This window comes from Bifidobacterium polysaccharolyticum, assembly GCF_016101585.1.
Lineage (GTDB): Bacteria > Actinomycetota > Actinomycetes > Actinomycetales > Bifidobacteriaceae > Bombiscardovia > Bombiscardovia polysaccharolytica.
Genome location: NZ_JACFQG010000001.1, coordinates 208,743 through 234,390, shown reverse-complemented (window position 1 = coordinate 234,390; position 25,648 = coordinate 208,743). Strand labels below are relative to the sequence as shown.

19 protein-coding genes are annotated in these 25,648 nt (G+C 54.4%); 4 read left to right on the top strand and 15 right to left on the bottom strand.

What is annotated here, in order from left to right:
- Positions 1-44: 44 nt before the first annotated feature.
- On the bottom strand, positions 45-1,214 hold the full coding sequence (locus H3T90_RS00895; RefSeq protein WP_198229302.1) for a glycoside hydrolase family 26 protein: 1,170 nt from the start codon (positions 1,212-1,214) through the stop codon (positions 45-47).
- A 228-nt stretch (positions 1,215-1,442) separates the two neighbouring features.
- On the opposite strand from H3T90_RS00895, the gene H3T90_RS00890 reads away from it, so the two are divergent.
- Both H3T90_RS00890 and H3T90_RS09060 read left to right on the top strand, forming a co-directional pair.
- Positions 1,443-2,207, top strand: a complete 765-nt coding sequence (locus tag H3T90_RS00890) for a hypothetical protein (protein ID WP_198229301.1) — start codon at positions 1,443-1,445, stop codon at positions 2,205-2,207.
- A 4-nt stretch (positions 2,208-2,211) separates the two neighbouring features.
- Complete coding sequence (locus H3T90_RS09060) at positions 2,212-2,847, top strand: DUF624 domain-containing protein (RefSeq protein ID WP_198229300.1); 636 nt, start codon at positions 2,212-2,214, stop codon at positions 2,845-2,847.
- A 37-nt stretch (positions 2,848-2,884) separates the two neighbouring features.
- Here the strand turns inward: H3T90_RS09060 and H3T90_RS00880 are convergent, their stop codons facing one another.
- The 5 genes from H3T90_RS00880 to H3T90_RS00860 all read right to left on the bottom strand — a co-directional run bounded on the left by H3T90_RS00880 (position 2,885) and on the right by H3T90_RS00860 (position 10,302).
- Complete coding sequence (locus tag H3T90_RS00880) at positions 2,885-3,916, bottom strand: LacI family DNA-binding transcriptional regulator (protein ID WP_198229299.1); 1,032 nt, start codon at positions 3,914-3,916, stop codon at positions 2,885-2,887.
- 96 nt (positions 3,917-4,012) lie between these two features.
- Positions 4,013-6,724 carry a glycoside hydrolase family 2 protein gene (locus tag H3T90_RS00875; RefSeq protein ID WP_232350472.1) on the bottom strand — a complete coding sequence of 904 codons (2,712 nt, stop codon included), beginning with the start codon at positions 6,722-6,724 and terminating at the stop codon, positions 4,013-4,015.
- A 123-nt stretch (positions 6,725-6,847) separates the two neighbouring features.
- Positions 6,848-7,741 (bottom strand): carbohydrate ABC transporter permease, encoded by an 894-nt coding sequence (locus H3T90_RS00870; RefSeq protein WP_232350511.1) that lies wholly within the window; start codon positions 7,739-7,741, stop codon positions 6,848-6,850.
- Positions 7,741-8,799 carry a carbohydrate ABC transporter permease gene (locus H3T90_RS00865; protein WP_198229298.1) on the bottom strand — a complete coding sequence of 353 codons (1,059 nt, stop codon included), beginning with the start codon at positions 8,797-8,799 and terminating at the stop codon, positions 7,741-7,743. The genes H3T90_RS00870 and H3T90_RS00865 overlap by 1 nt, the downstream gene beginning before the upstream one ends.
- 75 nt (positions 8,800-8,874) lie before the next feature.
- Positions 8,875-10,302, bottom strand: coding sequence for an ABC transporter substrate-binding protein (locus H3T90_RS00860; RefSeq protein ID WP_232350471.1), 1,428 nt, complete (start codon positions 10,300-10,302; stop codon positions 8,875-8,877).
- Positions 10,303-10,826: 524 nt separating this feature from the next.
- On the opposite strand from H3T90_RS00860, the gene H3T90_RS00855 reads away from it, so the two are divergent.
- Together H3T90_RS00855 and H3T90_RS00850 are read left to right on the top strand one after the other, a co-directional pair.
- The gene (locus tag H3T90_RS00855; RefSeq protein ID WP_198229297.1) at positions 10,827-11,903 is read left to right on the top strand and encodes an SGNH/GDSL hydrolase family protein; all 1,077 of its coding nucleotides are present in this window, start codon (positions 10,827-10,829) and stop codon (positions 11,901-11,903) included.
- A 14-nt stretch (positions 11,904-11,917) separates the two neighbouring features.
- Positions 11,918-13,711, top strand: coding sequence for a sialate O-acetylesterase (locus H3T90_RS00850; protein WP_198229296.1), 1,794 nt, complete (start codon positions 11,918-11,920; stop codon positions 13,709-13,711).
- A gap of 37 nt (positions 13,712-13,748) precedes the next feature.
- Here the strand turns inward: H3T90_RS00850 and metF are convergent, their stop codons facing one another.
- The 9 genes from metF to H3T90_RS00805 all read right to left on the bottom strand — a co-directional run bounded on the left by metF (position 13,749) and on the right by H3T90_RS00805 (position 25,648).
- Positions 13,749-14,621, bottom strand: a complete 873-nt coding sequence (gene metF, locus H3T90_RS00845; RefSeq protein ID WP_198229295.1) for a methylenetetrahydrofolate reductase [NAD(P)H] — start codon at positions 14,619-14,621, stop codon at positions 13,749-13,751.
- Positions 14,614-16,950, bottom strand: a complete 2,337-nt coding sequence (gene metE, locus H3T90_RS00840) for a 5-methyltetrahydropteroyltriglutamate--homocysteine S-methyltransferase (protein ID WP_198229294.1) — start codon at positions 16,948-16,950, stop codon at positions 14,614-14,616. Before metE ends, metF begins: the two co-directional genes overlap by 8 nt.
- 178 nt (positions 16,951-17,128) lie before the next feature.
- Entirely contained in the window at positions 17,129-17,689 is a 561-nt protein-coding gene (locus tag H3T90_RS00835) for a SixA phosphatase family protein (protein ID WP_198229293.1), read from the bottom strand.
- An 80-nt stretch (positions 17,690-17,769) separates the two neighbouring features.
- Positions 17,770-18,903: a tRNA (adenine-N1)-methyltransferase gene (locus tag H3T90_RS00830; RefSeq protein ID WP_198229292.1), complete on the bottom strand. Its 1,134-nt coding sequence runs from the start codon at positions 18,901-18,903 to the stop codon at positions 17,770-17,772.
- A 6-nt stretch (positions 18,904-18,909) separates the two neighbouring features.
- Positions 18,910-20,856, bottom strand: a complete 1,947-nt coding sequence (locus H3T90_RS00825) for an ABC transporter ATP-binding protein (protein ID WP_198229291.1) — start codon at positions 20,854-20,856, stop codon at positions 18,910-18,912.
- Positions 20,857-22,620 carry an ABC transporter ATP-binding protein gene (locus H3T90_RS00820; protein ID WP_198229290.1) on the bottom strand — a complete coding sequence of 588 codons (1,764 nt, stop codon included), beginning with the start codon at positions 22,618-22,620 and terminating at the stop codon, positions 20,857-20,859.
- Between the two features lie 140 nt (positions 22,621-22,760).
- On the bottom strand, positions 22,761-23,600 hold the full coding sequence (locus tag H3T90_RS00815) for an ABC transporter ATP-binding protein (protein ID WP_198191119.1): 840 nt from the start codon (positions 23,598-23,600) through the stop codon (positions 22,761-22,763).
- A gap of 2 nt (positions 23,601-23,602) precedes the next feature.
- Positions 23,603-24,055 (bottom strand): tripartite tricarboxylate transporter TctB family protein, encoded by a 453-nt coding sequence (locus H3T90_RS00810; RefSeq protein ID WP_232339339.1) that lies wholly within the window; start codon positions 24,053-24,055, stop codon positions 23,603-23,605.
- 45 nt (positions 24,056-24,100) lie between these two features.
- Positions 24,101-25,648, bottom strand: coding sequence for a glutamate synthase subunit beta (locus tag H3T90_RS00805; protein WP_198190837.1), 1,548 nt, complete (start codon positions 25,646-25,648; stop codon positions 24,101-24,103).

Here is a 25,648-nt window from a genome sequence, read left to right as displayed (position 1 = left end):
AGTTGGATTGTCTGGGCAATACAGAGTTTTGTGTGAATGCCGGCTTATTCGTCAACTGGCGATTTTGCTAACTTTTTAATAAGAACGATGCGCTTGTTTTGTGCAAAATCAATAAAATCTTGTGCGTAGGGAGAATCAGCAGAAGGGGTTCCATAAGCGCCTGTTCCCTCCGCTTCCAAGGAATTACGCCATGGGAGGCACCATAGCATTCGAGTAGTGAACTGGTTCGCTTCCAAAGCAGAAAGCAAATAGCCTGTCCAAGGACGAGGAACGCATACTTTTTCCCCGTCTCTTCCATTGTTGAGTCTTGAGGCGAAGGCTCCTGGCGAACCGATTTCCGTAGCAGCTGCCAGCTTTCCCCGCTCTTCGGCGAGATATCCGACCAGGGTGAGCATAGTAATAAGATCCTTATGTTGCTTTGATGGACTTTTGTCTAAAGGTTGCTGATCCATGTCCCAATAATCGTCGATTCCGAGCACATCGACATAGTCGTCTCCTGGATACCCATATAGATATCCACCTGTCATAGTAGTTTCATCGGTTAGGTCTATTCTGCTGCGGTCCGGAGAATAGGCATAAAGGACATGGTGAATACCGCAGCTATTTCTTAAATAATCAACACTCATGCGCCATAATTGCCTGAACTCATCTTCTGAAGTATCAATTGCTTCTATGGGGGAACCAAGTGACCACCAGAACCAGGTGCCATTGTGCTCATGAAAAGGTCTAAAAATCACTGGAATCGGTAAGTTATCTTCATCAGTCAAAGAGCTGAGCACTATAGCCACACGGTCAAGCCAGTCAAGAAAGCGCCCGTGGCGATCCCCTCCCGGCAGAACCGCACGAACGGAGCCTGGAGCCATATTGCTGCCGTATCCACCACTGGTGATTGGATTTACCGAATGCCACGTGAGGGTGGGGATTGCGCCAATATCATGTGCGCGCAAGACCTGTTGACGAATTTGATCAAAAGAAACATCATCAATATTCTTTTTCCAGCCCAATTCAATACGCCCCAAATCGAATCCCCAAACGGCTGGGTATGCTCCTGTAAGAGTCACAACATCACTGTCGCATTCGTGCATGAGTCTGCATAGTGTTGTATCTTGATGACCGAACATTGTTTTCTTCCCGGTCAACCCCCTCAAATGCGAGTATAAACTTAGTAGTTGGTCTGTTGGGTGACTATCGACGGGTGATTCTATACGATGCATGTCTCTCCTCTCTCCTGGCAGTTGCTTTATCGACCAGAACCACTGAAACGATGCCGTGACTAAGGCCATGCCAGCAAAAAGCAGCTATGTATGGCAAAGTCGCGTATATGAATCGGTTCAGTTATACTGGAATATAGCATCATGACCAATGACTTGCCCATTCGGCTGTCTTATCACTGAGTTTGCCGTGGCTGCGAAGAAGCTGCAGAAAGGAGAATCGCCTTGACAATGCCGAACGAGCATCGCCCCGAAGCAGTAGATGTCCTGGCATCGTCTCCGGTGAGAACTGGAGGACGGTTGGCCATTTGGCGATCGCTTTCTGGGAAAAAACGCTGGTCCTATTTCATCGATCATTTTTTGGTTTCAATCATCACGATTATCACCATTTGCTGCCTGTTAATCTGGCTAACCTTGCACATTATGAACCCTACTACCGGTCCCAGGCTTTTCGTGGCTCTTGTCGATCATCCTATAGGAAGTGAACAAGCAGGTGAAATGAACAAGCAAGCGGCAATTGCCCTGCATATGAAGGCAGATGATAATTCCGGTTTGGTTGTCGACGACGGTTTTGATTGTTCACGTGACGGTCTTCCTAAACTCCAGACAATGCTTAGCGCCGGTACAGTCGATGTGATCATCGCACCTAAGAGCACCTTTACTCGGTTGACCAGCTATGGATATATGACTGATTTGAGCCGCCTTTTTCCGGATAAGCAGTTTGGTGAACAAGTGCTGTTACCCGGTCCAGCAGACGACAACCAAGACGACAAAGCAGGATCCTCAATAGGTAAAAGCCCGATAAGGCCTTACGGATTAATGTGTGATTCCGTACAAAATCAGCGCTGGCGGCCACACCAGAACAAAGAGAGTGGCAAACATGGATTAGCAAAGGCCAAGAGCGCATCGACTGATCAAGCGGTAATTGGATTGGCAGTAAACAGTCCTCACATGCAGGAGGCTGTACGATTCACGAAGTTTGCGTGTGGAAGGTGAGCTGATGACATCTATGTTTCGGCAGGATAGCCCATATAATACCGTCATGTCAGCCATCGGAGACTTATCAGTACTCAGTATTTGTTGGATTATATCCTGTATTCCCCTGGTTACCATAGGTGCAGCCGACACTGCCTTGTACATTCAGATTGAACAACTTCAAACTGGCCGCGGAAGCCATATGATCAGACACTTCTTCCGTGGACTGCTTAAAAATATACTACGGTCATTCAAATTGACAATCGTGATGGCATCTCTAGTCTCTTTGGCTGGCTTTGACCTTTGGTATTTTTCCAACGGGATGATGGGCTCTGATTTGTCTTCACTGGCTTACGGGATAGTAGCAACAACTTCTTTTGTATTAATAGCAGCTGGTTCATTTGTATTCCCGCTCGCTGCTCGCAGCGATGCAAAGGCTGCGCAACTGATAACGGCCTCAGCTCGGCTAGCCCTGCTGCATCCCCTATATGCATGCACCATAGCCGCTTTAAAGCTATTGCCCCTGATACTCGTAATCGTCACACCGGCCTCGATTCCTGCCATTTTGCTTATATGGAGCATTTTGGGAACGGGTGTCACGGCATATATCGCGAATGCATTTTTGCGTCGGATTGCTCCTCCACCTGCACCGCGATCATAGAGCAGGTGATTGAATGACGAGTTTCGTGTCTAAAGAGTCAATGGGTTTCCAGGGGACCACTCGACTGGCGGAAAATGAGACTGCTGTCATCCTCGCTTTGAGAACTGACCCTGTCTCCTGCAATCAAGGCCAGCATCATTTGAGCTGCTTTCCGACCTCTCGCCACAACATCACGGTCCAATGCTGTTATACTTGGCCGTCCGACCTCGCACATAAAAGAATTGTTCCACGAAATAACCGAGAGGTCCTCAGGAATCCGCAGCCCCATGTCCGCAATCGTCTTGAGCGAAGAGAGCGCCATCACATCGCTGTCATAAACAATAGCCGTTGGTCTTTCAGGCAATTGCAAAAATCGTTTCGTACTTGCTCGTGCTTCGTCAGGCGAATAATCAGTGTGAAAACAACTGTACTGTAAGCCTAATTCCGCCACTTCCTCAACAAAGGCATTATCTCTGACGAAAGTATGCTCCAAAGTCTCGGGTCCAGCTATTCTTGCAATCTTGTGATGACCTATTTCATGCAAATAATCAACAATAAGATGAGCCGCGCTCTGAGCATTATCAGACAAAGACGGCAACCCATCAGCAATTGAGACATCGCACAAAGCCAGCACAGGCATATCAGGGTGACGTTTGAATAGAGCCATCCGTGGATCGCCCAGCTCTAGATTCATGATCAACGTGGCGTCAACTGCACCGGCACTGATCCATTCTTTGAGAATTGCCACCTCCTGTTGCCGACTTTGCGAGGATCGCAATAATAGCGAATAACCCTTTTTCTCCAGCTCTGTCGTCAACCCGGCAATAAGCTCCATCGTGTAGGACTCGACTGACAGGATACCGGTGTCGTACGTAAGCACCAGTCCCACATTGTGGGTCTTGGCATCGGAAAGCGCCTTGGCCGCGCTATTAGGCCGCCATCCAAGATGTTCAGCTACGTCCAATACCTTTCGCCGTGTTTTACTTGAAACACCAGGTTTACCATTAAGAGCATAAGAGACAGCACTGTTGGAGACACCAGCCTCTTGGGCCACATCAGAAATAGTCACTTTCGACTTCGGCAATACCATGCTCTGTTCTCCCGTCAATGCATAGCTTGAAAACGAGGGCGAATGCAGACCCGTGCACTTTACAGCACGTACCAAGCTATTGTAGTAGCCTAAGATTCACTGATGGCATTCTCGCAAATCATTGGCGCAACGCAACACACGTTTTTGGGCAAAACCCTGGGGATCCACCTTCTTTCGCGAAGCTATATGCCAACGCAGACTTTCTCCCGGAAGCAGAGAAACCATTCCGCCATCGATGGAGGCTGAAGAATCAATTTTGTCAACCATGCAGAAGATATCGCGAGCGTACGCATTGGCAGTAATTTCCAAAAGATACCCATCTGTACACGTTTTTGCTTGTACTGATAGAGGATTGGGATTCAAATGTTGATCGATCACTTCAGCAAAGTCGTAAACGGTTCTGGCAAATGTCGGATTACTGATTGCTTGCCCATTCGGCGTAGCCACAAGCAGCTCATTATATGGATCGGAGCAGGCTGCCACATCGTCATTCAGTAAGAGAGTCCTTTTACTCAGCCGCTCTATATCGACGTGGAAAACCTGCTGAGCTAATACAGCTCCCCCTAAGGTACGTCGTTCAACCTTCCAAGTCACATGCTGGTCACAGATGCTGTCGTTGATTAGCACAAGAGCGAGGCTGTCTGGATCCACCTGGGAACCCTCCCAGCTCCGATCCTGTATCCTCTGATTGGAAGTCCATGGCTGAATTGTTGCAAAGCAGGGCGCGAAGCATGTGCGTGCCACAAACCAAAGCGGCTTTTTGTGCCCGTCATAGTCTATCGCCGACCAGGAAATAACCGGCCAATCATCGTTGAGCTGCCAAATCAATGTTCCAGCGTTGAGCGGTTCCAATGATCTCATGTGTTCCAGCCCGAAGCGAATTGCCTGCCCTTGTTGCAGCTGGCAGGCCCAGTGCCAATCCTCCAAATCACGCCAACGATCACTGGGGATTAACCAATTTCGTGAACCATCCAGACCGTAAGCGATGTCTTCAAATTGTCCTGGAGTCAAATGGGACCGCATGCCTTTTGCCAGTTTTTCATTGCCTGACGAAGCCTTTTGATGAACCAACATCTGAGGAGAAGACGGTCCAGGCTGAGGATCGTGGATCACTCTCATCAAAGTGCTCCAGGCTGGAGGGGCTTGGTATCCAAATTCGTCAGCGAAACGAGGGCGATAGGCGCGGTATCGATGGTAATCAGCATTGTTCCATACATCCCAGATGTGCATGGTGCCATCCGTATCGGCATTAGCGTCCACGAATGGAGTGAAACTCATGGGAGAACTTGGTATATAAACACGAGTATTATCAAGTCGCTTCAGCAATTTGGGCAATAGCAAAGAATAATAATAATCTCCCCATCCCCTTTCGCCATAACCGTAAGCGTTATTCGGTTCTTGATCGTCGTTCAACGCCTGCTTAAAACCGTCCCACTGTGCGTAAGCAACATAATTTTCATTCGAACCATTCCATACAACCAGACTCGGATGCGGGCATAATCTACTGATCTGCTGTATTGCCTCAGACTCGACTTCTTGGCGCATTTCGGCTGTTTCTGGATATGCGGCGCATGCAAAAGCGAAATCCTGCCAGACCATGATCCCATACTCATCAGCTAGATCATAAAATTCATCTGTTTCGTAAATGCCACCTCCCCATGCTCTGACCATGTTGGCATTTGATTCGACAAGATCTTGGAATCGAGCTCGATACGTCGCTGAATCCGCCCTGGAAATGAACGCATCCAGAGGCACCCAATTGAACCCTCTTGCATGAATTGGAAGCCCGTTGATATATAGACGAAAAGGACGTCCATCCTTATCTGCCCTGGTATCCACCGTTACCGTACGAAAGCCAATCCGTCCCTTCCATTCGGCCGTTCCGACACGCATAGACAAATCGTATAAGGGCTGTTCCCCGTACCCGCGTGGCCACCACAGCATAGCTTCAGGAACCTTCACAGTCGAAACCAGTTCAGAGACTCCATAAGCAATGGTTCCCTCCACAGCCTTTCTCGTCCCATGGCCTTCAACCGTCAGTTGATATTCCACCGGAGCAATCTCCGAAGGGGGTTGTTTGCCTGGCAGAGACGTAGAAAGTCGAGCCCAGTCGAGATCGACGTGAACCTCAGCAACGCCTGTGCCATCATCCTGCACCTGAATGAACGGTCGCACGGCTCGGATTCTTGTCTGTGACCAAGAATCAATGCCAATAGGCCTCCATATGCCAACTCCGGCCACATCAATGCCCCAATCCCATCCAAATTGGTAGGCCGGCTTGCGCAGTTGGTTGAATGCATGATGCTCAGTATGCGGATAATACCCAATAAGCTTTTCGCACTTTTCAGATTCTCGAACAGGTGAATTCAGAGTAACAACCAACGTATTTATGCCTTGTTGCAGAAAACCGTCAATATTCCACCGGTACATGCAATAAAAATTCTTGCCGGTTCCCAGCACACGGCCATTGAGTTGCACCAAGGCCACGGTGTCTAACCCGCAAGCCACCAAATCATGACATTGCTGATCATCTTCATGCCATGCAAAATGACATGTGTATTGCCAATCAATGTCGCCGATCCACTGTTGCATCCGCTCATTGTCGCCATCAAATGGATCGGATATCAGCCCTGCCCTCAGAAGGTCCAGGGTAACTTCGCCCGGTACTTCAGCAGGAAAGCCCTCACGCAGACTTTCTCGAAGATTGGTTGGTGCCTTTTCAGGGTTGAGAGCCCGCACATTCCATTCTTTGTTGAGTGATAGGAAACACACAGAATCACTTGTTGAGTGCAACTGTCCAGACGTCATTCTTATTCCTTCTCCACAGCTGATCGGTTTATACCTGTCCAATGAAATTCTCTTAACCGAGACACAAGTAGATTGATCTTGTAGCCTCTGCATCAACACCTTTGCTTTGTTAGGAAGAGTGATTTACTCCTTTACTGCTCCGGCTGCTATACCGGTGTATATCTGCTTTTGGAAAAGCAGGAACAGCACGAGCATCGGAAGCAGAGTCAGAATCACTCCCGCGCAAATAAGATTGTATTTGCTTCCCTGCGGGCCGGTGAAAGTATACAGCGCTATAGCAACGGTCTTCAAATTCGCACTTTGCAGATACAGGTTTGCGGCATAATACTCGTTATAAACACCGACACCTTTCAGAATGACGCAGGTGACGATTGCTGGCTTAAGCAACGGCAACAAGATCTTTGAGTAGACAGTAAAATATGAAGCACCATCCACTATAGCGGATTCATCCAAGGAAATTGGAATATTCTCAAAATACTGTATGAAAACATATATGGAAATCACATCAGTGCCCATCGACATGATAATGTATCCCCACAGCGAATTGACCGCATGCATGCCAACCATCATTTTATACAAGGCAACTTGCATTGCAATGCCGGGCAAGAGAGCAGCAACAGTAAACAACCCTCTGATAAGAGTATTGCCCGGAAACGTGAATCTGCTTAGAACGTAGGCAAGCTGCGTGCCAATTAAGGTAGTACAGACTAAAACGACTACAAGAATAATAATCGAGTTCTTGAAGGCGTTACCCATATTGGAGAGGGTAAAAGCATTGATATAGCTTTGTATATTGAACCAGTTCTTTGGCAACTGCGTAACTGTGGTTGTGGCGTATTCCTTATCAGTTTTGGCCGCAGTGATCACACAGCTTATCAAGGGCAGCATAAACCAGAAAGCCAGGAATATCAGTACTGCATATTTGAGTATGTTGAAAATGATATCCTTAAGAGGCAATCGATTCGCTCGGAATCGACCTAAACTATCGATTGTCGCTGTCATCTTTTTCGCTTGCATCACTGCCCCCGCTCCATGCTGTAAGCCTTCTGTCGTCTACCATTTGCAAGTAGCGGTGCCTTACCCGCAGCGATGCGATTCCTTTGACGCTTGGCACGACGGTCACGCCTTTTTGCTGCTTTAACTCCATCGTCCTGATTTCGGAAAAGGAATTTGAACAGAATTTGCTGCAAAAGTGCGAATATCAAAATAACAATCAACAAGACTACAGCCATAGCCGAAGCCAAACCTACTTTTTGATTTGTATGTGCTATGCGGTCCATAAGAACGAAATAACTTCCTGTGCCGTTGGCCCCGGTAGTTATTACAAATGGAATCTCAAAAACGCTTAAGGCTCCAGTAACCGACAACACGACATTCAGAACCAGGATCGTTTTGATGCTCGGAAGAATTATATGTAGAAATTGCTGGAACTTATTGGCCCCATCTATTTCGGCAGCTTCATAGAGTGATTGATCGATAGACATGATGGCTCCTATGAATAGAATCATGGTTTGGCCCATATATCGCCAGACGGAGGCGCCCACCAATGACCAGTTGTTGATGGACTGATCCTTCAGCCAATACGGCAGGCTGTTTAAACTGAAACCGCACCATTGGAGAACGCTGTCAAATATGAAACCCCTGGTATAGAAGAATTTAAATATAAAACCGACAGCTATGCCATTGATGAGATAGGGAAAGAAGAACAAACCCTTAAAAAGATTGCCGCATCTTACCCGGAAACTCAGTATGGTTGCAAGATACAACGCCAACGAAATATGAAGTACTGACCCCGCCATGTAATATAAACTAAGTTTCAGAGAGGGCAGTATGTCCGGCCTTGTCACAATCTGGCGATAATTCTGCAAACCTACCCAATGGGGAACACCGATATATTTCATGCGGTAGAAGCTGAATCCAACCATTTGCCCAAACGGAACATAAGTAAAAACAACAAGAAGCGTCAAAGGAATGAAACAAAAGGCCACAATAATGATGCCCTTTCTCCAATCAAAGGGTCGCTTGTTGTCCGGAACATCAGGAGGCAGCGAAGACTCAACCGTTGTTGCTGTCATAACTCCTTCTTCCTTGGTTTGTCCAGGCTGCCGACGGTAAAGCGCCGTCGGCAGCCTCTTGATCAGCTTGGATATTTACTTACTGGCTGTGTCATACTGCGCTTCGATGCCCTCGGTTTTCAGAGCATCATTCCACTTGGAATTCCAATCCTTGACCAGGTCATTGTATGGTTTGTCATGCTTGGAAGCATGCTCTACAATGGCTTGAATTCGCGCATTGCCGCCTGAATTTACTGCAAGCTCCGAGTCAGAATTCAAAGTATTAAACAGATCTTCTTCACCTTTGACGGATGGCTGGTCCTCGACAAAATGAACATCAGCGAATTCCTTGTAGGCGTCAGGCATGCTCTTGTCAGACTGCGCTGTGGGTATACCTCCCTCATTCTTGGCGAAACCGGAACGCTCCGTCATCCATTTGATAAAGATCATTGACGCCTCTTGACGAGTCTTTGACACATGACTATTTATGCCATATGCATAATCCCCAGCAGAAACCGTGTATTGCTTGTTTTTGACACTAATCGGGAATGGCATATAACCGATATCGTCCGGATGGTCTGCAGCATTTTTGCATTGTGAGACTGCCCAGGCACCTAGAACCATTGTGGCTATCTCACCTCGGTTGATTCTGGCTTTGCTTGACTCCCAATCAGTCGTCGAATAATCGTCTTCAGTCAAACCGTCTGAAACAGCGTCATAGAGAATCTTGTAGACATTGTAAGCGTGGGTGTCATCTCCTGGATCAGAGAAAGGATTTTTTGTGTGCAACAGTTTTTGGTTCATATAACGCCCATCCCCGGTGGCGTTGACGCCAATATATCCGTCCCAAGCTGCCATTGTCCAACCTGCTGCATAATTTGTATATAGCGGTATAGCTTTTGTCTTTTCTTTTATGGCTTTCAAGGCCTGTATGAATTCCTGAGGCGTTTTCGGATTCTCATTAATCCCGGCCTCCTTGAAGATTCGTTTGTTGTAGACGATCCCCAGACCGTTTCCGTTGCTCGGCACGCCATATACTTTTCCGCCATATTCAGAAGCATTGGACCAACGAATCACCTTTGACATTTCCTCTTTGGTGCCAAAAGGCAAAAAATATGTACTGAGATCAGAACGATCCACCGCAGGTATCATCATCATGTCGCCCCAATCCTTGCCCTGCAGCCTCGTTAAGGCATCGCCGGCATAATTGGTATCGGTTTCTATCTCAATGGAGATGCCTGGATACAGCTTGTTGAAATCAGCGACATACTGCTTCCAGTTTTTGCCAGGATAAGTATCAACGGACATGTCGGTCTTGTGATTAAAAAGCTTTATTTTGGTGTGAATATCCTTTCCGGTCGTACCGAGTTTGATAGATGGATAATTCAGTTTTGTCGCTTGTCCATTTGAATCAGCAGCTCCGTTTCCTCCACATCCAGACAAGGGCCAAAAACATAAGCCAGCCAAAGCTACTGCAATCAATTTGCGTGCATTCTTCATTGAAATCTCCTCGTTGAAATCCATTGATCTTCATTTATGCAACATATTGAGCGGTTCCGATAAAGCACATTCATTGGCATTATTGGAAATAGTTCAGCATCGATTCATTCCTGAATCACATGAATGGATTCGATACTTGACAAAATAGCAACCTATGCACGTTTTGTCAACCGGTTAAGTTTATTCCTTTAAACCGATTAATATTTTGGATATTATGTGCTCGCAAATTATATAGAGCATCGTGCCGAGCTATGAATGCCAGTCGTCGAAAGAGCAAATCTATTCTAATATCGAGCATTCAAAAGCAAGCAGCATGATGGCGTGCCATTCTTTTTTGCATTAATGAATCGGTTCAGCTACTATGAGATTGATAACTACAAACAGTAATGCTGCATGCCATTTGACTTGACATGAACACGACGAATACTATTTATTGTCGCCGAATGGTGTCGCGATGAGAGGTGTCGTCATTGAGTGACAGCTATGCGAAGCCAAACGAGACGAAAACACGTCGACTCATAAAGCCAGCGAACAAGGCTTTTACGTACATGGGCAGGATGGACTGGAACACCGATCAATGCCCATTATGGGTCTTTCCCTATACTCAGGTGAGATTTAGATTCACCGGAAATTACCTGGGTGTCCGGCTAATAAACGCACGCCAATATGGAACCAGCTGTCTAGGTGCATTTATAGACGGATTTGAATATCGAATAGACCTCGTTCACTGCTCTTCACGAAGGAACACGCCGGCGAAGAATCAGGAATTTGTGTGGCCTGATTCAGCAGTATCTCCATATTCGGTAGAAGTGACTATAGCTGACAATCTGCCTGACATCGAGCATGAAGCAATAATATTCAAACGTCAGGATGGGCAGCATTATCTCAAGTTAACCGGCATAATGCTTGAAGAATCTGCCAAACTGTATCCCGATAGAGAACAGCCATCACAACGACGAATGGAGGTCTTCGGAGACTCCATTTCCTGTGGAGAGCGCAATGAAGCCAGCTTGTATGCAAGCTGTGAGGATCCAGCGGCAGACCTTAGTTCATATAGTAATTCTTGGTACTCCTTTGCAGCTATTGCAGCAAGATCGCTGGGGGCGCAACTCCATGACGTTTCACAGGGCGGGGCCGCTCTGCTTGACGGTCTTGGCTGGTTCCAGGAACCACGGCCCATAGGTATGGAGAGTATTTGGAATAAAATCGAATACAATTCGTCTATAGGTCCCTGCAAAACCTGGGATTTTTCACAATACCAACCGCAAGTGGTTATTGTTGCCCTCGGACAGAATGATGCGCATCCAAGGGATTTCATGGCTCACGACTACTCAGGTTCGCAGGCTGAGCATTGGCGACTGAGCTATGCAAAGTTTCTTCAGACTCTCATGGAGACTTATCCTCAAGCACAAATCATAACCGCTACTTCCGTTCTGGCCCACGATGAACATTGGGACCGGGCCATTGAGGATGTGTGCCGAGAGTTGGGCCGGTCTTGTATTCACCATCTTGTATATCGCCGCAATGGCATTGCCACGAGAGGCCATCCACGTATAAGCGAACAGCAGGAAATGGCTGATGAAGTTGTTGCTTTCATTCGTGCGCTAGGTAGCGAGATTTGGTGACAGGAAAGGTTCTGATGACAGACGAGGATTACCAATATGCAAGTGGTTTGCAGAAAAGAAAAAAGACTGTTACCGACTTTGACCATCATAAATTACAGCTAGCTGCCATCTTCGCTGATGGTGCAGTCCTGCAAAGTTCCAAACCAATCCCTATCTTTGGCTGGTCTCAACCGGAAGGTATAGTCCACATTGAATTAACCCCGACTAATGCTCATCGAGTGACCGGACCGATCAGCACAACTTGTAAGGTTGACGACAGTGGAAAATGGCTTGGCGTTCTTCCGCCATGCCAACCTGGGGGGCCATACAGCCTTTCTGTTCGCACTAAAAATGAATGCGTTAATCTGCAAAATCTGATGATTGGTGAAGTATGGATGTGTTCAGGTCAAAGCAATATGGCATTGGACTTAGTGGACAGCGCCGATGGCGCAACTGTTGTGGCTGGAAGCCAAGACCCATTGATGAGGTTTTACCAGGTTCCTCAGACTGGTCGTATAGACAAGCAAGCAGAAGCTCATGCACGCTGGAATTGCTGCGATCCGAAGACAAGCGGACAAATGTCGGCAGTGGCCTACTACTTTGCCCATAAGCTTCGCAAGAATCTCTCTCCAAAGACCGCAGTGGGAATCATCGATTGCTATATAGGCGGTACATCAATAGCTGTCTGGCTTGATCAAGAAACATTGCAATCTTGTCCGGAAGGACAGGGTTATCTGGATCGTTTCAGTAAGACAGTATCGGGTCACACTGATGAAGAGCTGGAAGCCCAAGCAGAATCATGGCAATCAAGCTTTGATTCGTGGAACAACAGGGTATCGAAACTGCGGCAAGCATATCCCGAGATATCTGACGAAGAAATTAACTCAGCATGCGGCCAATGCCCGTGGCCGCCTCCGATTACCCGGCACTCTAAATATCGTCCAACGGGTGCTTTCGCCTCTATGCTCGAACGGATAGCGCCCTATGCTATAGCAGGTATTCTATGGTATCAAGGAGAAGAAGATGGTCCGTTTAGCTCAACTTACCAAACTTTGCTTGGATTGCTTATAGACCGGTGGAGGTCGTTATGGCGGCTACCGGATAATATGCTAAACGCCTCTGATGGTGTTGCGCAGACAAAGCTGCCTTTTTTTGTCGTTCAATTGCCTCAGTGGTCTCCCTCACAAGGTGAAAACGACATGGTAACCGACTCCGATTGGCCTCGTATCAGAAAAGCACAGTGGGCAACGAGTCAGACAAGGAGTGATGTGTACATAATTTGTCTGATTGATTGCGGAGAAGAACATAACTTGCATCCGAAGGACAAGCGCACCCCAGGTGAGCGTTCGGCGGTTCATGTGCTTCATAGGGTGTACGGTCAACATGCACTGCCGATCAATGGACCAAGTCCACTCACGCCAAGTCAAATCGACCCAGTCCATCTTTCACTGCCCATGGTTTATGCTGCTGGCATGCACTTCAGCGCGAAGATGCCAGGTTTGCCGCATGCAGAGATTGCTCATACCACTGATTTTAGTGAAGCAGGGAAATCTGGTTTTGAAGTAGCAGGGCGAGATGGCCACTTTTATCCAGTAGCGGCCAAGATTATGCTATCTTCAAGAAAGATTTCTTGCCATCCATTGGAACATCTACATCAAGCGGTTGGCAGACAAGACGATTGCAGAATCATTATATTGTCACTGAACAATGTCAGAAATCCGCGTTGGATTCGTTACGCCTGGCACGGATGGGGGCCGGCACCACTGATGAATGATGCCGGCCTTCCTGCTCCACCTTTTTTCAAGGCAATATCGAGAGATGATAAATAGACAAGGGCGACTTCAGTAAAAGGAATTTTGCTACCGATTAGAGTCTGACAGTCCCTCCGGCATCCACCTGCCGGAAAAGGTGACGGACGTTGTGCCAGATGCGCCTGGTGACGCCAGAATGGTTCATGGAGTAAAGGTGGATGCCGTCCACCCCGTGGGCCACCAGGTCGGCGATCTGCTGTGAGGCGTAGATGATGCCCGCCTCGCGCAGGCTGGCCCGGTCGTCGCCCCAACGTCCCAGGATGGACTCAACGGCCGCGGGGATCCGCGCCTTGCAGACCTCGCTCATGTGCCGAACCTGGCCCTCGTTGGTGATGGGCATGATGCCGGCCTCAATGGGCACCTGGATGCCAGCAGCCCTTGCCCGGTCCAGGAAGTCCAGAAAATCAGCGTTGTCGTAGAAGAGTTGCGAAACCAGATGGTCCACTCCTGCATCCACTTTGATTCGCAGATGCTCCATGTCCTCCTCGGGCGAGGCGGCCTCCGGGTGGGTCTCCGGATAACAAGCTCCGTAAATCGACAGGTTGGGCCGACGGGAGCGGATGTAGGCGGCAAGGTCGCTGGCATGGTCGAATACTCCGGCGGGCTCACGGCCCTCCACGCTGTCGCCGCGTAGGGCCAGCACCGCTGCCACCCCTGCGTCATCAAACATGTCCAGTGCCTGGTCGATCACCTCGCGGTCCGCATACTGGGCGGTCAAATGCGCCACGGCAGGGATGCCGTACTCGGTATGGATGGTCTTGGCTATGCGGGCCGTGGCCGTGCGGTCCGAACGCCGGCCGGTCCCGTAGGTCACCGAGATGAAGTCAGGCATCAACCCTTCCAGTCCATCCAAGGTGTCATAGATGGTGCCCACCGGGGCATCGCGCTTGGGGGGAAAGACCTCCAGGGAAAAGATAGGCTCATGCATGATCCGACTCCTGACTGGACGATAGCTCCGCGCGCACCTGATGGGCGGCGGCCACCATGTGCTCCAGGCTGGGCCAGGTCTCCTTATCGCCTCGGGTCTTGAGTCCGCAGTCGGGATTGATCCATACCTTGGCCGCATCGAGCTTCTTCAGTATGGCGTGGATCCGGTCCACGATCTCCTCGGTGGAGGGGATGCGCGGCGAGTGGATGTCGTAGACTCCAGGGCCTGCCTCGGTCTCGAACTTGGCCTCCTGAATGGCATCAAGAACGGTCAGATCGGAGCGGGAGGCTTCGAAGGAGATCACATCGGCGTCCATGGCATCAATGTCCTTGATGATGTCGTTGAACTCCGAGTAGCACATGTGGGTGTGAATTTGGGTAGTGGGTTTAACCCCGGAATGAACCAGACGGAAGGCGGGAATGGCCCAGTCCAGGTATCGGCTGTGCCAGTAGGAGCGCCGCAGCGGCAGCTTCTCGCGCAGGGCGGCCTCGTCGATCTGGATGATGCGGATGCCAGCGGCCTCCAGGTCCAGGACCTCATCACGGATGGCCAGGGCCAGCTGGCGGGTCTGCTGCTTGTGATCGATGTCCTCGCGGGGCCAGGACCAGTTGAGAATGGTCACCGGACCGGTCAGCATCCCCTTGACCACATGGTTGGTACGGGACTGGGCGTATGAGGACCAGCGCACGGTGATGGGCCGGGCGCGGGAGATGTCCCCCCAGACGATCGGAGGCTTGACGCAGCGGGTGCCATAGGACTGGACCCAGGCATTCCGGGTGAACAGGTAGCCCTTGAGGTTCTGGCCGAAGTATTCGACCATGTCGTTGCGCTCGAACTCGCCATGGACCAGAACGTCCAGGCCAATCTGCTCCTGGTGGTCGATGACCTGGTCGATTTTGCGGGCGATGAAGCTGTCGTAGTCCTCCTGGCTGATCTCCTTCTTGCGCAGGCGGGCCCGCCCGGCGCGGACCTCGGCAGTCTGGGGGAAGGAACCGATGGTGGTGGTTGGCAGCAGGGGCAGATCCAGCTCCTGGGCCTGGATCCTCTGGCGCTCGGGCCGGGCCGGGGTGCGTACAAAGTCCTCGTCCTTAAGGCCGGCCAGGCGTTGCTGCACCTGGGTGTCGGGCTGTACGCGGCTGCCGTCGAAGAGCTGCTGGTTATCGGCAAGAGCCTTGCTGGAGCGACGCTGGTCCTCGTCGGCATCAGCCAACTGAGCCAGGTCATGCAGCTCGCCCAGCTTCTCCAGGGCGAAAGCGAAGTGAGGCCGCACGGTGTCGGCATCCAGCCCATCCTCGTCGGCCACGGTGTAGGGCACATGCAGGAGGGAGCATGCGGTGGACACCACCACGTTCGAGGTCACCTGGTGCAGGGCATCCAGCAGGCCAAGGCTGACTGCGTAGTCGTTGCGCCAGATGTTGCGACCGTTGACCAGGCCAGCGAAGATGGTGGTTCCATCCGGCACGCCGTGCTCCTTCAGGGCCGCCAGGTTCTCATCCCTGCCCTCGACCAGATCCAGGCCGATGCCATCGAAGCCCAGGTCAGCCAGCTGGTCGTAACAGTCGCCCACATGGCCGAAGTAGGTGTTGAGGAGGATACGGACCTTGCCTTTGTCGCTCTCACGGGCTTTGAGAATGGGCTGGTAGAGGGTTTCGAAGAGATCCCGGTCGCCCTGTTCCTTGTCCAGGACCAGGTAGGGTTCGTCCAGCTGCACCCAGTCGGCCTTAAGGCCGATGAACCGCTCTAGTATGGTCGCGTAGGCCTTGGCCAGGTCCTGGACCAGTGCCGGGTCGGGATCCAGCAGCTCGCCCTGGGGACCGCGTGCCAGCTTGAGGAAGGTGTATGGGCCTATCAGCACCGGCTTGGCGGCGATGCCTTGCTCGCGCGCCTCCTGGAACTCTTTGAAGGGTTTGTCGCCTTCAAGAACGATTTTGGTGTCCTGGTCGATTTCGGGAACCAGGTAGTGGTAATTGGTGGTGAACCACTTCTTCATAGGCAGGGCGGTCACGTCACCCTGCTCCCCCTGGTAGCCGCGGCCCATGGCGAAGAGGGTGTCCTCGGGGCCCAGGCCCAGCTTCCGATAGCGCTTAGGCACGACGCCCAAGAGGATAGAAGTGTCCAAGACCTGGTCATAGTAGCTGAAATCATTGACGGGAATCTGGTCGACGCCGGCCTCCTGCTGAAGCTGCCAATGCCTGGCACGCAGGTCCGCGGCCGTGCGCCGGACCTCGTCCAGATTCCGTTCGCCCTTCCAGTAGCCTTCGATGGCCCTCTTGAGTTCACGATGCGCACCGATGCGCGGGAACCCGGACACGGATGTAATCGCTGCCATGAAACCTCCCAGTTTCGTCCTGATGTCTTCGGTCAGCCTATCAGCGGCGGAGGGCGGCGGGTAATTGGTGCAAATAAGGTGTCGCCATAACTTGAATCGATAACGACAGGACTACGGGCAGGGGACTGTTGGTCACTAAGACTGCCTCTGAAGGGTTGCCTATAGCTGGTTCCGCCAGTCAGTCCTCCAGGTCCTGGGGGCCGAGAATGCCAAGCAAACAGGCCTGATGGGTTCCCCAGTCGGTCAAGGGCCGCTCAGAGCCCAGAAGAACCATGGTGGCCGGCGGCAGTCCAAGATTGAGCAGGTCCAAAAGATCGGGATCGGAGTTGTCCTCGGCCAGCCACTGTGAGCAGATAGACATGGTGGGCTCGTGCCCTAGGATCAGGACCCGGCGGTCACGGTCCTCGGTCTGCGCCAGCTCGTCGAAGACTGCCTGCATGCCCGATTCGTAGAGGGATTCCCGGTAATCGACACGGGGTCCGTCGCCCAGAGGTTTGAGCATGCCGTCCAGGGTCTGACGGGCTCGGGGCGCACCCGAGCAGATGATGCGGTCGGGAACCAGACCCAAAGCAGTCAATCCACGGCCCATGATCCGGGCCTGTTTCTGGCCACGGTCGGTCAGCTGACGGCTGCGATCGCCCTGTGACCCCTGGCGATCGGTCTTGGCGTGACGCATGAGCATAAGAGTTCGGCTACACCTGCGCAGATCCTCGGCCTTCAGACCTTTTCGTAAACCCATGCATGCTTCCTTTCCCGAAGTTCATATCAGGCATCTTTTCCATTATGGCAGAGCTGACTGAAGGTGCGGGTCATGGGCGATCAGCCTTCCTGACCCTGGCCTCCCTGCAAGGTGCGCACCTGATGGTCCAGGTCGCGCAACACCTTGCGCAGCTTACGATCGGAGACCCGGCGCAGCTCCAGATCCTCAAGATCCTCCACGTCCTGCATCTCACGCTCCTGACTGAATTTACTGCTCGTGTCAGGCCGCCGGCTCTGATCTACATCGGTTTGGTAGTCCTTGGTGGCCCGGACATGCTTGCGAAGAGCCTGTTGGCCCGGAGCCATGGCTCTGCTAATCAAGAGGAAGCCGGTGTGTCCGATCATCTCATGCTCCGGCCGGACCGCCAGACCGTCGGCCTTCCAAGAGCGCTCCAGGCTCTCCATGATTTCTGGCTCGGTCCACCGTCCGTCTGCACGCAGAGCCTCGGCCAATCGGCTGAGCTGTGTGGTGGTGGTAACGTAGGCGGTCAGCACGCCTCCGGCTGCCATGACACGATAGGCCTGTTCCAGACGGTTCCATGGGTCCAGCATGTCCAGAACGATACGGTCGAATCCGTCCTCCGGCAGGTCGGCAGCAATGGCATCAAAGTCGCCGGTACGCAGATCCCACTGGGCTGGGCGCTGCCCAAAGAAGACGGTGGCGTTGCCCATTGCCACCCGGGCGAACTCCTCCCGCCGTTCAATGCTGGTCAGCTTCCCCTCTGTGCCAATGGCATCCAGAAGACCCAGGCTCATGGCCCCTGAGCCGGCTCCCGACTCCAGGACCCTCATGCCGGGACGGATGTCGCCCAGAAGGATGACTCGGGCCACATCCTTGGGGTACATGATCTGAGCGCCCCGAGGCATGGAGAGAATGTAGTCCTCAAGCCGTGGACGCATAACGGTGAAAGCCCATCCCCCGATGCCTCGTGAGGACTTCCAGGGCTTGGCCCTGTCAGGCACTTCCGTTTCAGTGCTGGCATCCTGTTTGTGGCGCATCTGCCGCCACTTGTCGGCTGAGATGGTCACTACCACGGATCCCTCCGGCAGGCCAATCATGGCCTCGTGCGGCAGGAGGCCATGGTCGGTCTGGGTCAAACCGCCAGGTTCCAGCATGACCGTCAGCTTGCGGCCACGCCGGTCGGTCAGCTGGACCCGCTCACCTACGCTCAGCGGACCGCGTCTAAGGCTCATGCCTCCTCAGCCCTCCTCGCCCTTGGTGAACTGAGAGTTGTAGAGGGATGCATAGGCGCCGCCGCGCTCCAGCAGCTGGTCATGGGTGCCCTGCTCAACCACCGAGCCGTGGTTGACGACCAGAATCAGATCGGCGTCGCGGATGGTGGACAGCCGGTGCGCTATGACGAAGGAGGTCCTGCCCTTGCGCAGAGTGTTCATAGCCTGCTGGACCAGCAGCTCGGTCCTGGTGTCCACCGAGGATGTAGCCTCGTCCAGGATCAGGATGTCGGGATCAGACAGGAAGGCCCGGCAGATGGTCATCAGCTGGCGTTCGCCCTGGCTGAGCTCGCTGCTGTCCTCGTTAAGAACGGTGTCGTAGCCCTGGGGCAGCTTGCGGATGAACTCATCCACGTGGGTGGCCTTGGCACCGTCGATCATGGTCTGCTCTGAGATGGTCTGCCCCTCGTCCAGCCCGTAGAGCAGGTTGTCACGAACTGTTCCGTCAAAGAGCCATGTGTCCTGCAGGACCATGCCAAAGTGGCTGCGCAGGTCGTGACGGGTCACCCTGGAGGTGTCCACGCCGTCGATGGTGATGCGCCCGCCCTGGATCTCGTAGAAGCGCATGAGCAGGTTGACCAGGGTCGTCTTGCCCGCCCCGGTGGGCCCGACGATGGCTATGGTCTGTCCAGGTTTGGCCTCGATGGACAGATCCTTGATCAGCGGCTCGGCCGGATCGTAGGAGAAGCGGACATGATCGAAGCGGACATGGCCCTCGACCTTGCCTCCGGTCTCCTGGCCCAGATGGTCGGGATGCTCGATGTCCGGCACCTCCTCGGCCTCGTCCAGAAAGTCGAAGACCCTGCGGCAGGAGGCCAGGGAGGACTGGAGCATGGTGCCCATGGAGGCCAGCTGACCGATAGGTTGTGAGGCCTGACGGGTGTACTGGGTGAAGGCCTGCAGACCGCCTAGACTCATGCTGCCGTTGAGCACATGCACGCCGCCGATGATGACTACTATCACGAAGCTCAGGTTGCCGAAGAAGGTAGACATGGGCGTGACCAGAGCCGAGAAGAAGGAGGCCTTGAAGCTGGCCTGGTAGAGCTCCTGGTTGCGCTCCTCGAACTCCTCTTCAGCCTTGCGCTGGTGGCCAAAGGCCCGGACCACCATGTGGCCGGAGAACATCTCCTCCACGTGGCTGTTGACCTGGCCGGTGCGAATCCACTGCCGGGTGAACTGTGGCTGGGTCTTCTTAAGGATGACGCCGGCGCACAGGGCCATGACCGGGATGATGATGAATGCTATCAAGGTCAGTAGGGGCGAGATGGTCAGCATCATGATGAAGGCACCAATGATGGAGAAGACCGAGAAGATCAGCTCGCCCAGGATCTGCTGCAGGGTGCCCGAGATGTTGTCGATGTCGTTGGTGGTCCGGCTCATGACCTCGCCGCGCGGGGTCCGATCGAAGTACTGCAGGGGCAGCCGGTCCAGCTTGTCCTCAATCTGTCTGCGCATGGTATAGACCGCGTCTGAGACCAGCCGGGTCATCAGGAAGTTCTGCACCAGCCTGACCAGGATGGAGACCAGGTAGATGCCGATGACGAACATGAGGATGGTGCCGAAGCGCCCCCAATCGATCCCCACGCCCACCTGGACGTTCATGGAGTCGATCATCCGGGCGAACTTGTCCTGACCACGAGACTGCAGATAGGTGACCACAGCCTGCTTAGGACTGCCGGGCTTGGCGCCCATCTTGACCAGCATGGACCCCAATAGCCCCTCGAAGAGGACGTTGGTGGCCTCGCCCATTACCTTGGGACCGATGACAATCATGGCCACGGCGGTCATGCCGGCGAGGACCATGACGATGACCCTCCAGGGGCTGGCCAACAGATAATGGACCAGCCGGCCCACAGTGTGACGGCGGCCGCCCACGGCCTGTGAGCCTGTATTTACGCTCAAGTTCTTAGCCATCTACTCGGCCCTCCCCTCGTCAATGCTGAGCTCTTCCACGTCGGGACCCTGACCGCCCTGGGATTGGACGATCTCCTGGTAGGTTGGGCAGTCCTCCATGAGCTGGTCATGGGTCCCCCGGCCGACGATACGGCCACGGTCCAGGACCAGAATCTGGTCGGCCTCGCGGATGGAGGCCGCCCGCTGGGCCACGACGATCTGGGTGGCCTCTCGGGTGACCGGCACCAGGGCCTCGTGCAGGGCCCGGTCGGTGGTCATGTCCAGTGCGGAGAAGGAGTCATCGAAGGTGTAGATGCGGGGATTGCGCAGGATGGCCCTGGCCATGCAAAGCCGCTGCTTCTGCCCGCCAGAGAAGTTGGTACCACCCTCGGCCACGCGGGCATCCAGGCCCTCGGGGATCTCACGCACAAAGTCCTCGGCCTGGGCGATGCGCAAGGCTTCCCAAATGCGGTCGTCGTCGGCGTCGGGGTCCCCATAGTGCATGTTGTCGCGGATGGTTCCGGTGAAGAGGGTGGCCTTTTGCGGGACTGGCCCGAATATCAGAGCCAGCTGGTCGGGGTCGTACTCACGCACGTCGTGCCCGTCCACCAGGACCTGGCCGTCGGTGACATCGAACATGCGGTTGGAAAGTCTGATGATGGTGGACTTGCCGGATCCCGTGGCCCCGATAATTGCCGTGGTTGTCCCCGGCCGTGCGGTGAAGGAGATGTCCGAAAGGACCGGGTCCTGAGCGCCCGGGTAGCTGAAGTCCACGTGCTTGAACTCCAGCAGACCCTGGGGGTGCTCGATGCGGTAGGGATGCTCGGGTGCTGCGATCTCGCTGGTGGCCTCCAGGACCTCGTTGATCCTTCGGGCGGCCACAGCGGCCCTTGGCAGCATGACTGACATCATGGCGGCCATCATCAGGCCTGACAGAATGATCATCAGGTACTGGATGAAGGCCTGCAGGGCGCCGATCTGCATAGCCCCGGAGTCGATGCGGCGGCCGCCGAACCACATGATGGCCACATTGGACATATTCAGCAGGAACCACATGAGCGGCACCATCATGCTCATCAGCCGGCCGGTGGAGATCAGAACACCATAGACGTCGCGGTTTGCTTTGTCGAAACGTGCTGCCTCGGTCTTCTCACGAACGAAGGCGCGGATGACCCGCACGCCTGAGATCTGCTCACGGACCAGACGGTTGACGGAGTCCAGCATGTTCTGCAAGCGGGTGAACAGGGGTCCCATCCTGCCCATGAGTACCAGGGCCACCAAGAGGATAAGGGGAACGATGACCGCCAACGACCAGGTCAGGGGGCCGTCTTGGCGCAAGGCCAAAACCAGACCGCCGATCAGCATGACCGGGGCCTGCAGGATGATCATCAGTGTCTGCATGGTGGTCATCTGCATCTGTTGAACATCATTGGTTGTGCGGGTGATCAGGGATCCTGCCGAGAAGCGCTCGATCTCGTTGAGGCTGAAGCCCTCCACCGAGGCGAACAGGTCCCTGCGCAGCTCGTAGCCCATCCTCATGGACAGACGTGTGGCGCAGTAGACGGCGACCACATTGGCAACGATCTGGATGGCGGTGATCCCCATCATCTCCCAGCCGATCCTGTAGATGGCATCCTGGTCGCCTACGGCCACGCCCTTGTCGATGATGTCCGCCTGCAGGTTGGGCAGGTAGAGGTTCAAGGCCGTCTGCGCCACCTGGAAGAGCACCAGAACGGCCACCTGGAGCCAGTAAGGCCGCAGGTAGCGGGTCCATATCTTGATCACGTCAACATCCTTCACGCATACAGGTCTGCCGCGGTCCCTGGGCAGACAAACCACCACAGTCTATACCCGCGCCTCGGTGAACGAATTTGCTATTCCTTGAGCTGATACGGGCATGTCAGAACTTCGGCGGCAAGTGGTCTTCAGACGGCGAAGGCACCCCAACGTCCGTCGCGGTGGACCACGGTCAGATCCAGACCGAAGAGCTCGCTCAGGCGTGGACCGGTCAGTCCACCCTCCAGGGGCCCCTGGTAGACGATGGTGCCAGGATCCGGATCGCCTGTGTCTGCAGTGTCCACAGGACGTCGTCCCATCATGGCTATCCGATCGAAGCCCAGAGGAATCTCCTCAAGCCGGTGGGTGACCAGGATGACCGTCCTGTCCCTGTCCTCCCTGCCTATGTCGCTCAAGGCCCTGAGCACCAGCTCACGGCCACCCAGGTCCAGTCCTGTGGTCGGCTCGTCCAGAATGAGCAGGTCGGGATTGGCCATCAGCGCCCGGCATATCAGCACCCGGCCGCGCTCACCCTCGGAGAGCCGGTACATGCGCTTGCCCTTGAGGTAGGCGATGCCGAACCGATCCATCAAGGCCAGGGTGGCCTCCTCCTGCTCGGCCGTGAAGGTCTCCCTCCAGCGGCCGGTAGTGTCGCTGAAGGCGGTCAGCACCACGTCGTAGGGATCCTCCTGGGGGCTGATGGTCTTAGCCAGGCCAGCCGAGGCCAGACCAATCCGATGCCGGTAGGAGAAGACGTTCACCTTGCCCAGCCGGTTGCCCAGGATCTCTACGCTGCCGGTGCTGGGGAAGCCTCTGGTGCTCATCATGGCCACCAGGGTGGATTTGCCCACACCGTTGGGTCCGAAGAGTACCCACTTCTGCCCGCGGTCCACCTCAAGATTGACATCGTCAAGAATGACCCGGCCCTGACGGCGGAATCCCACATGCTGCATGAGCACAGCCTGCTTTTCTGCCACGCTTTCGGTCATGGTCACAGGGCCGTTCCGTAGGAGTCCAGTCGGGGATTGTCCCGGTTGCCGCCGACCAGGAAGAGCCCCAGTACGCCCAGGCAGAAGACCACCGCGATGGCGATGGTGGCCCAGATTGGAACGTGGGGCAACCACATGCAGACCAGGAAGGCCAGGCCGGAGCAAATGATCAGGGCCCAGACCAGGATTCGCAGCCACTCACGCACACCACTAGGAGCCTTCAACAGACGGGGGTTGCGATTGTTGGGGTCCACGGAGTCCTTCTGCACCAGGTCATCGGTGTGCCCGGTGGGCTTCCACTCGGCGCCCTGGCCAGCCTCCAGCCGACGGGAACGCTCCTGCAAGGCCCGTTCGTCCATCACTCCGGCCCTGCCCTTGGCCGCCATCCTCCGGTCGTCGCTGCCGCTACGGCGGCTCCGCTTGGCCTGCGCCCTACGTTCAGCGCGGTTGGTCATATCCCACTGCCTCCATCCCTTCGATCGGCACCATACCTTTTCATATTAGCGTGGGTACCGGTCGGCCGCAGGCAGAGTCATGGCGCGCTCATCGGCTCGAATGGGAGCAGGCAGTTCGGTGGCGCCGGTCAGATACCGGTCCACTGCCGCCGCGCAGGAACGACCCTCGGCCAGCGCCCAGACCACCAGGGACTGGCCGCGTCCGGCATCACCGCACACGAAGATCCCGTCACGGTCGGTGGCATAGTCGGCATCACGGGCCACGTTGCCGCGAGGGTCCAGTCCTACGCCGGTCTGTCCTGTTAGGGTGACCGTCTCCGGATGGGCAAAGCCAATGCTGATCAGCACCAGGTCTGCCGGCAGGACTCGCTCGGTGTCGGGATGGGGAATGATTCGGTCCTGGTCGTCACGACTGACATCCACCACGCGAACTCCGCACACTCGTCCCTCATCGTCCCTGTCGAAGCCGGTGGGGGCGCTGGTCTGGTCCAGGTTGATTCGGTCATCAGCCCCGGCACCCAGGTATTCCAGGCTGTCCACCGCGTATTCGTAGTGGCCGCCCTCCTCCATGGAGGAGGTGGGATTGTAAAGCCTGGCGTAAGTTGGCCAGGGCCGGTTATCAGGCCTGGATGTGGGTTCCCGAGGCCGGATCTGCAGGACGGTAACCGACTTGGCGCCCTCTCGAAGAGCCGTGCCCAAGCAGTCCGACCCGGTGTCGCCGCCGCCGATGATGATGACGTTCTTGTCGGATGCATCGATGTCGTTGATGGGCTCGCGGCCCATGAGTTTACGGGTGGGGTCAGGCAGAAAGTCCATGGCGTAGTGGATACCCTTCAGCTCCCGTCCGGGCAGGTCCACACGCCTGGGTTCAGTTGAACCGATGGCCACCACCAGGGCATCGTATCGGGCACGCAGCTGGTCCCAACCCAGTTCTCGGCCGATTTCGATGCCAGTGCGGAATCGGGTCCCCTCAGCCTCCATCTGCTCCAACCGGCGATCCAGCAGGGACTTCTCCAGCTTGAAGGCGGGAATGCCGTAACGCAAGAGGCCGCCTATGGCATCGGCGCGCTCATAGACAACTACCGTGTGTCCGGCCCTGGTCAACTGCTGGGCGCAGGCCAACCCTGCTGGACCCGACCCGACCACAGCCACAGTCATGTCGGTCAACCGCTGCGGAGGCCGGGGCTTGACCAGGCCTAGGGACCAGGCCTGGTCAATGATGGTCTGCTCGTCAAGCTTGATGGTGGTGGCCGGTTGGTGAATCGAGAGCACGCAGGAGGACTCGCAGGGAGCAGGGCAGATTCGTCCGGTGAACTCCGGGAAGTTGTTGGTTAGGCTCAGCCGCTCGTAGGCCTCCTCCCAGCGGCCCCGGGACAGCAGGTCGTTGAACTCGGGGATCAGGTTGCCCAGAGGGCAGCCGGTCATGCAGAAGGGGGTGCCGCAGTCCATGCAGCGGGCGGCCTGCTCGGCGGTCCAGGGCCCGGGGCCGGTGGACTGGTGCACATCCCGCCAGTCCTTCAGACGTTCAGCGACCGGGCGCTCGGCCAGCTCGTGCCGGGTACGTACCTTGAGAAATCCCTTGGGGTCGACCAT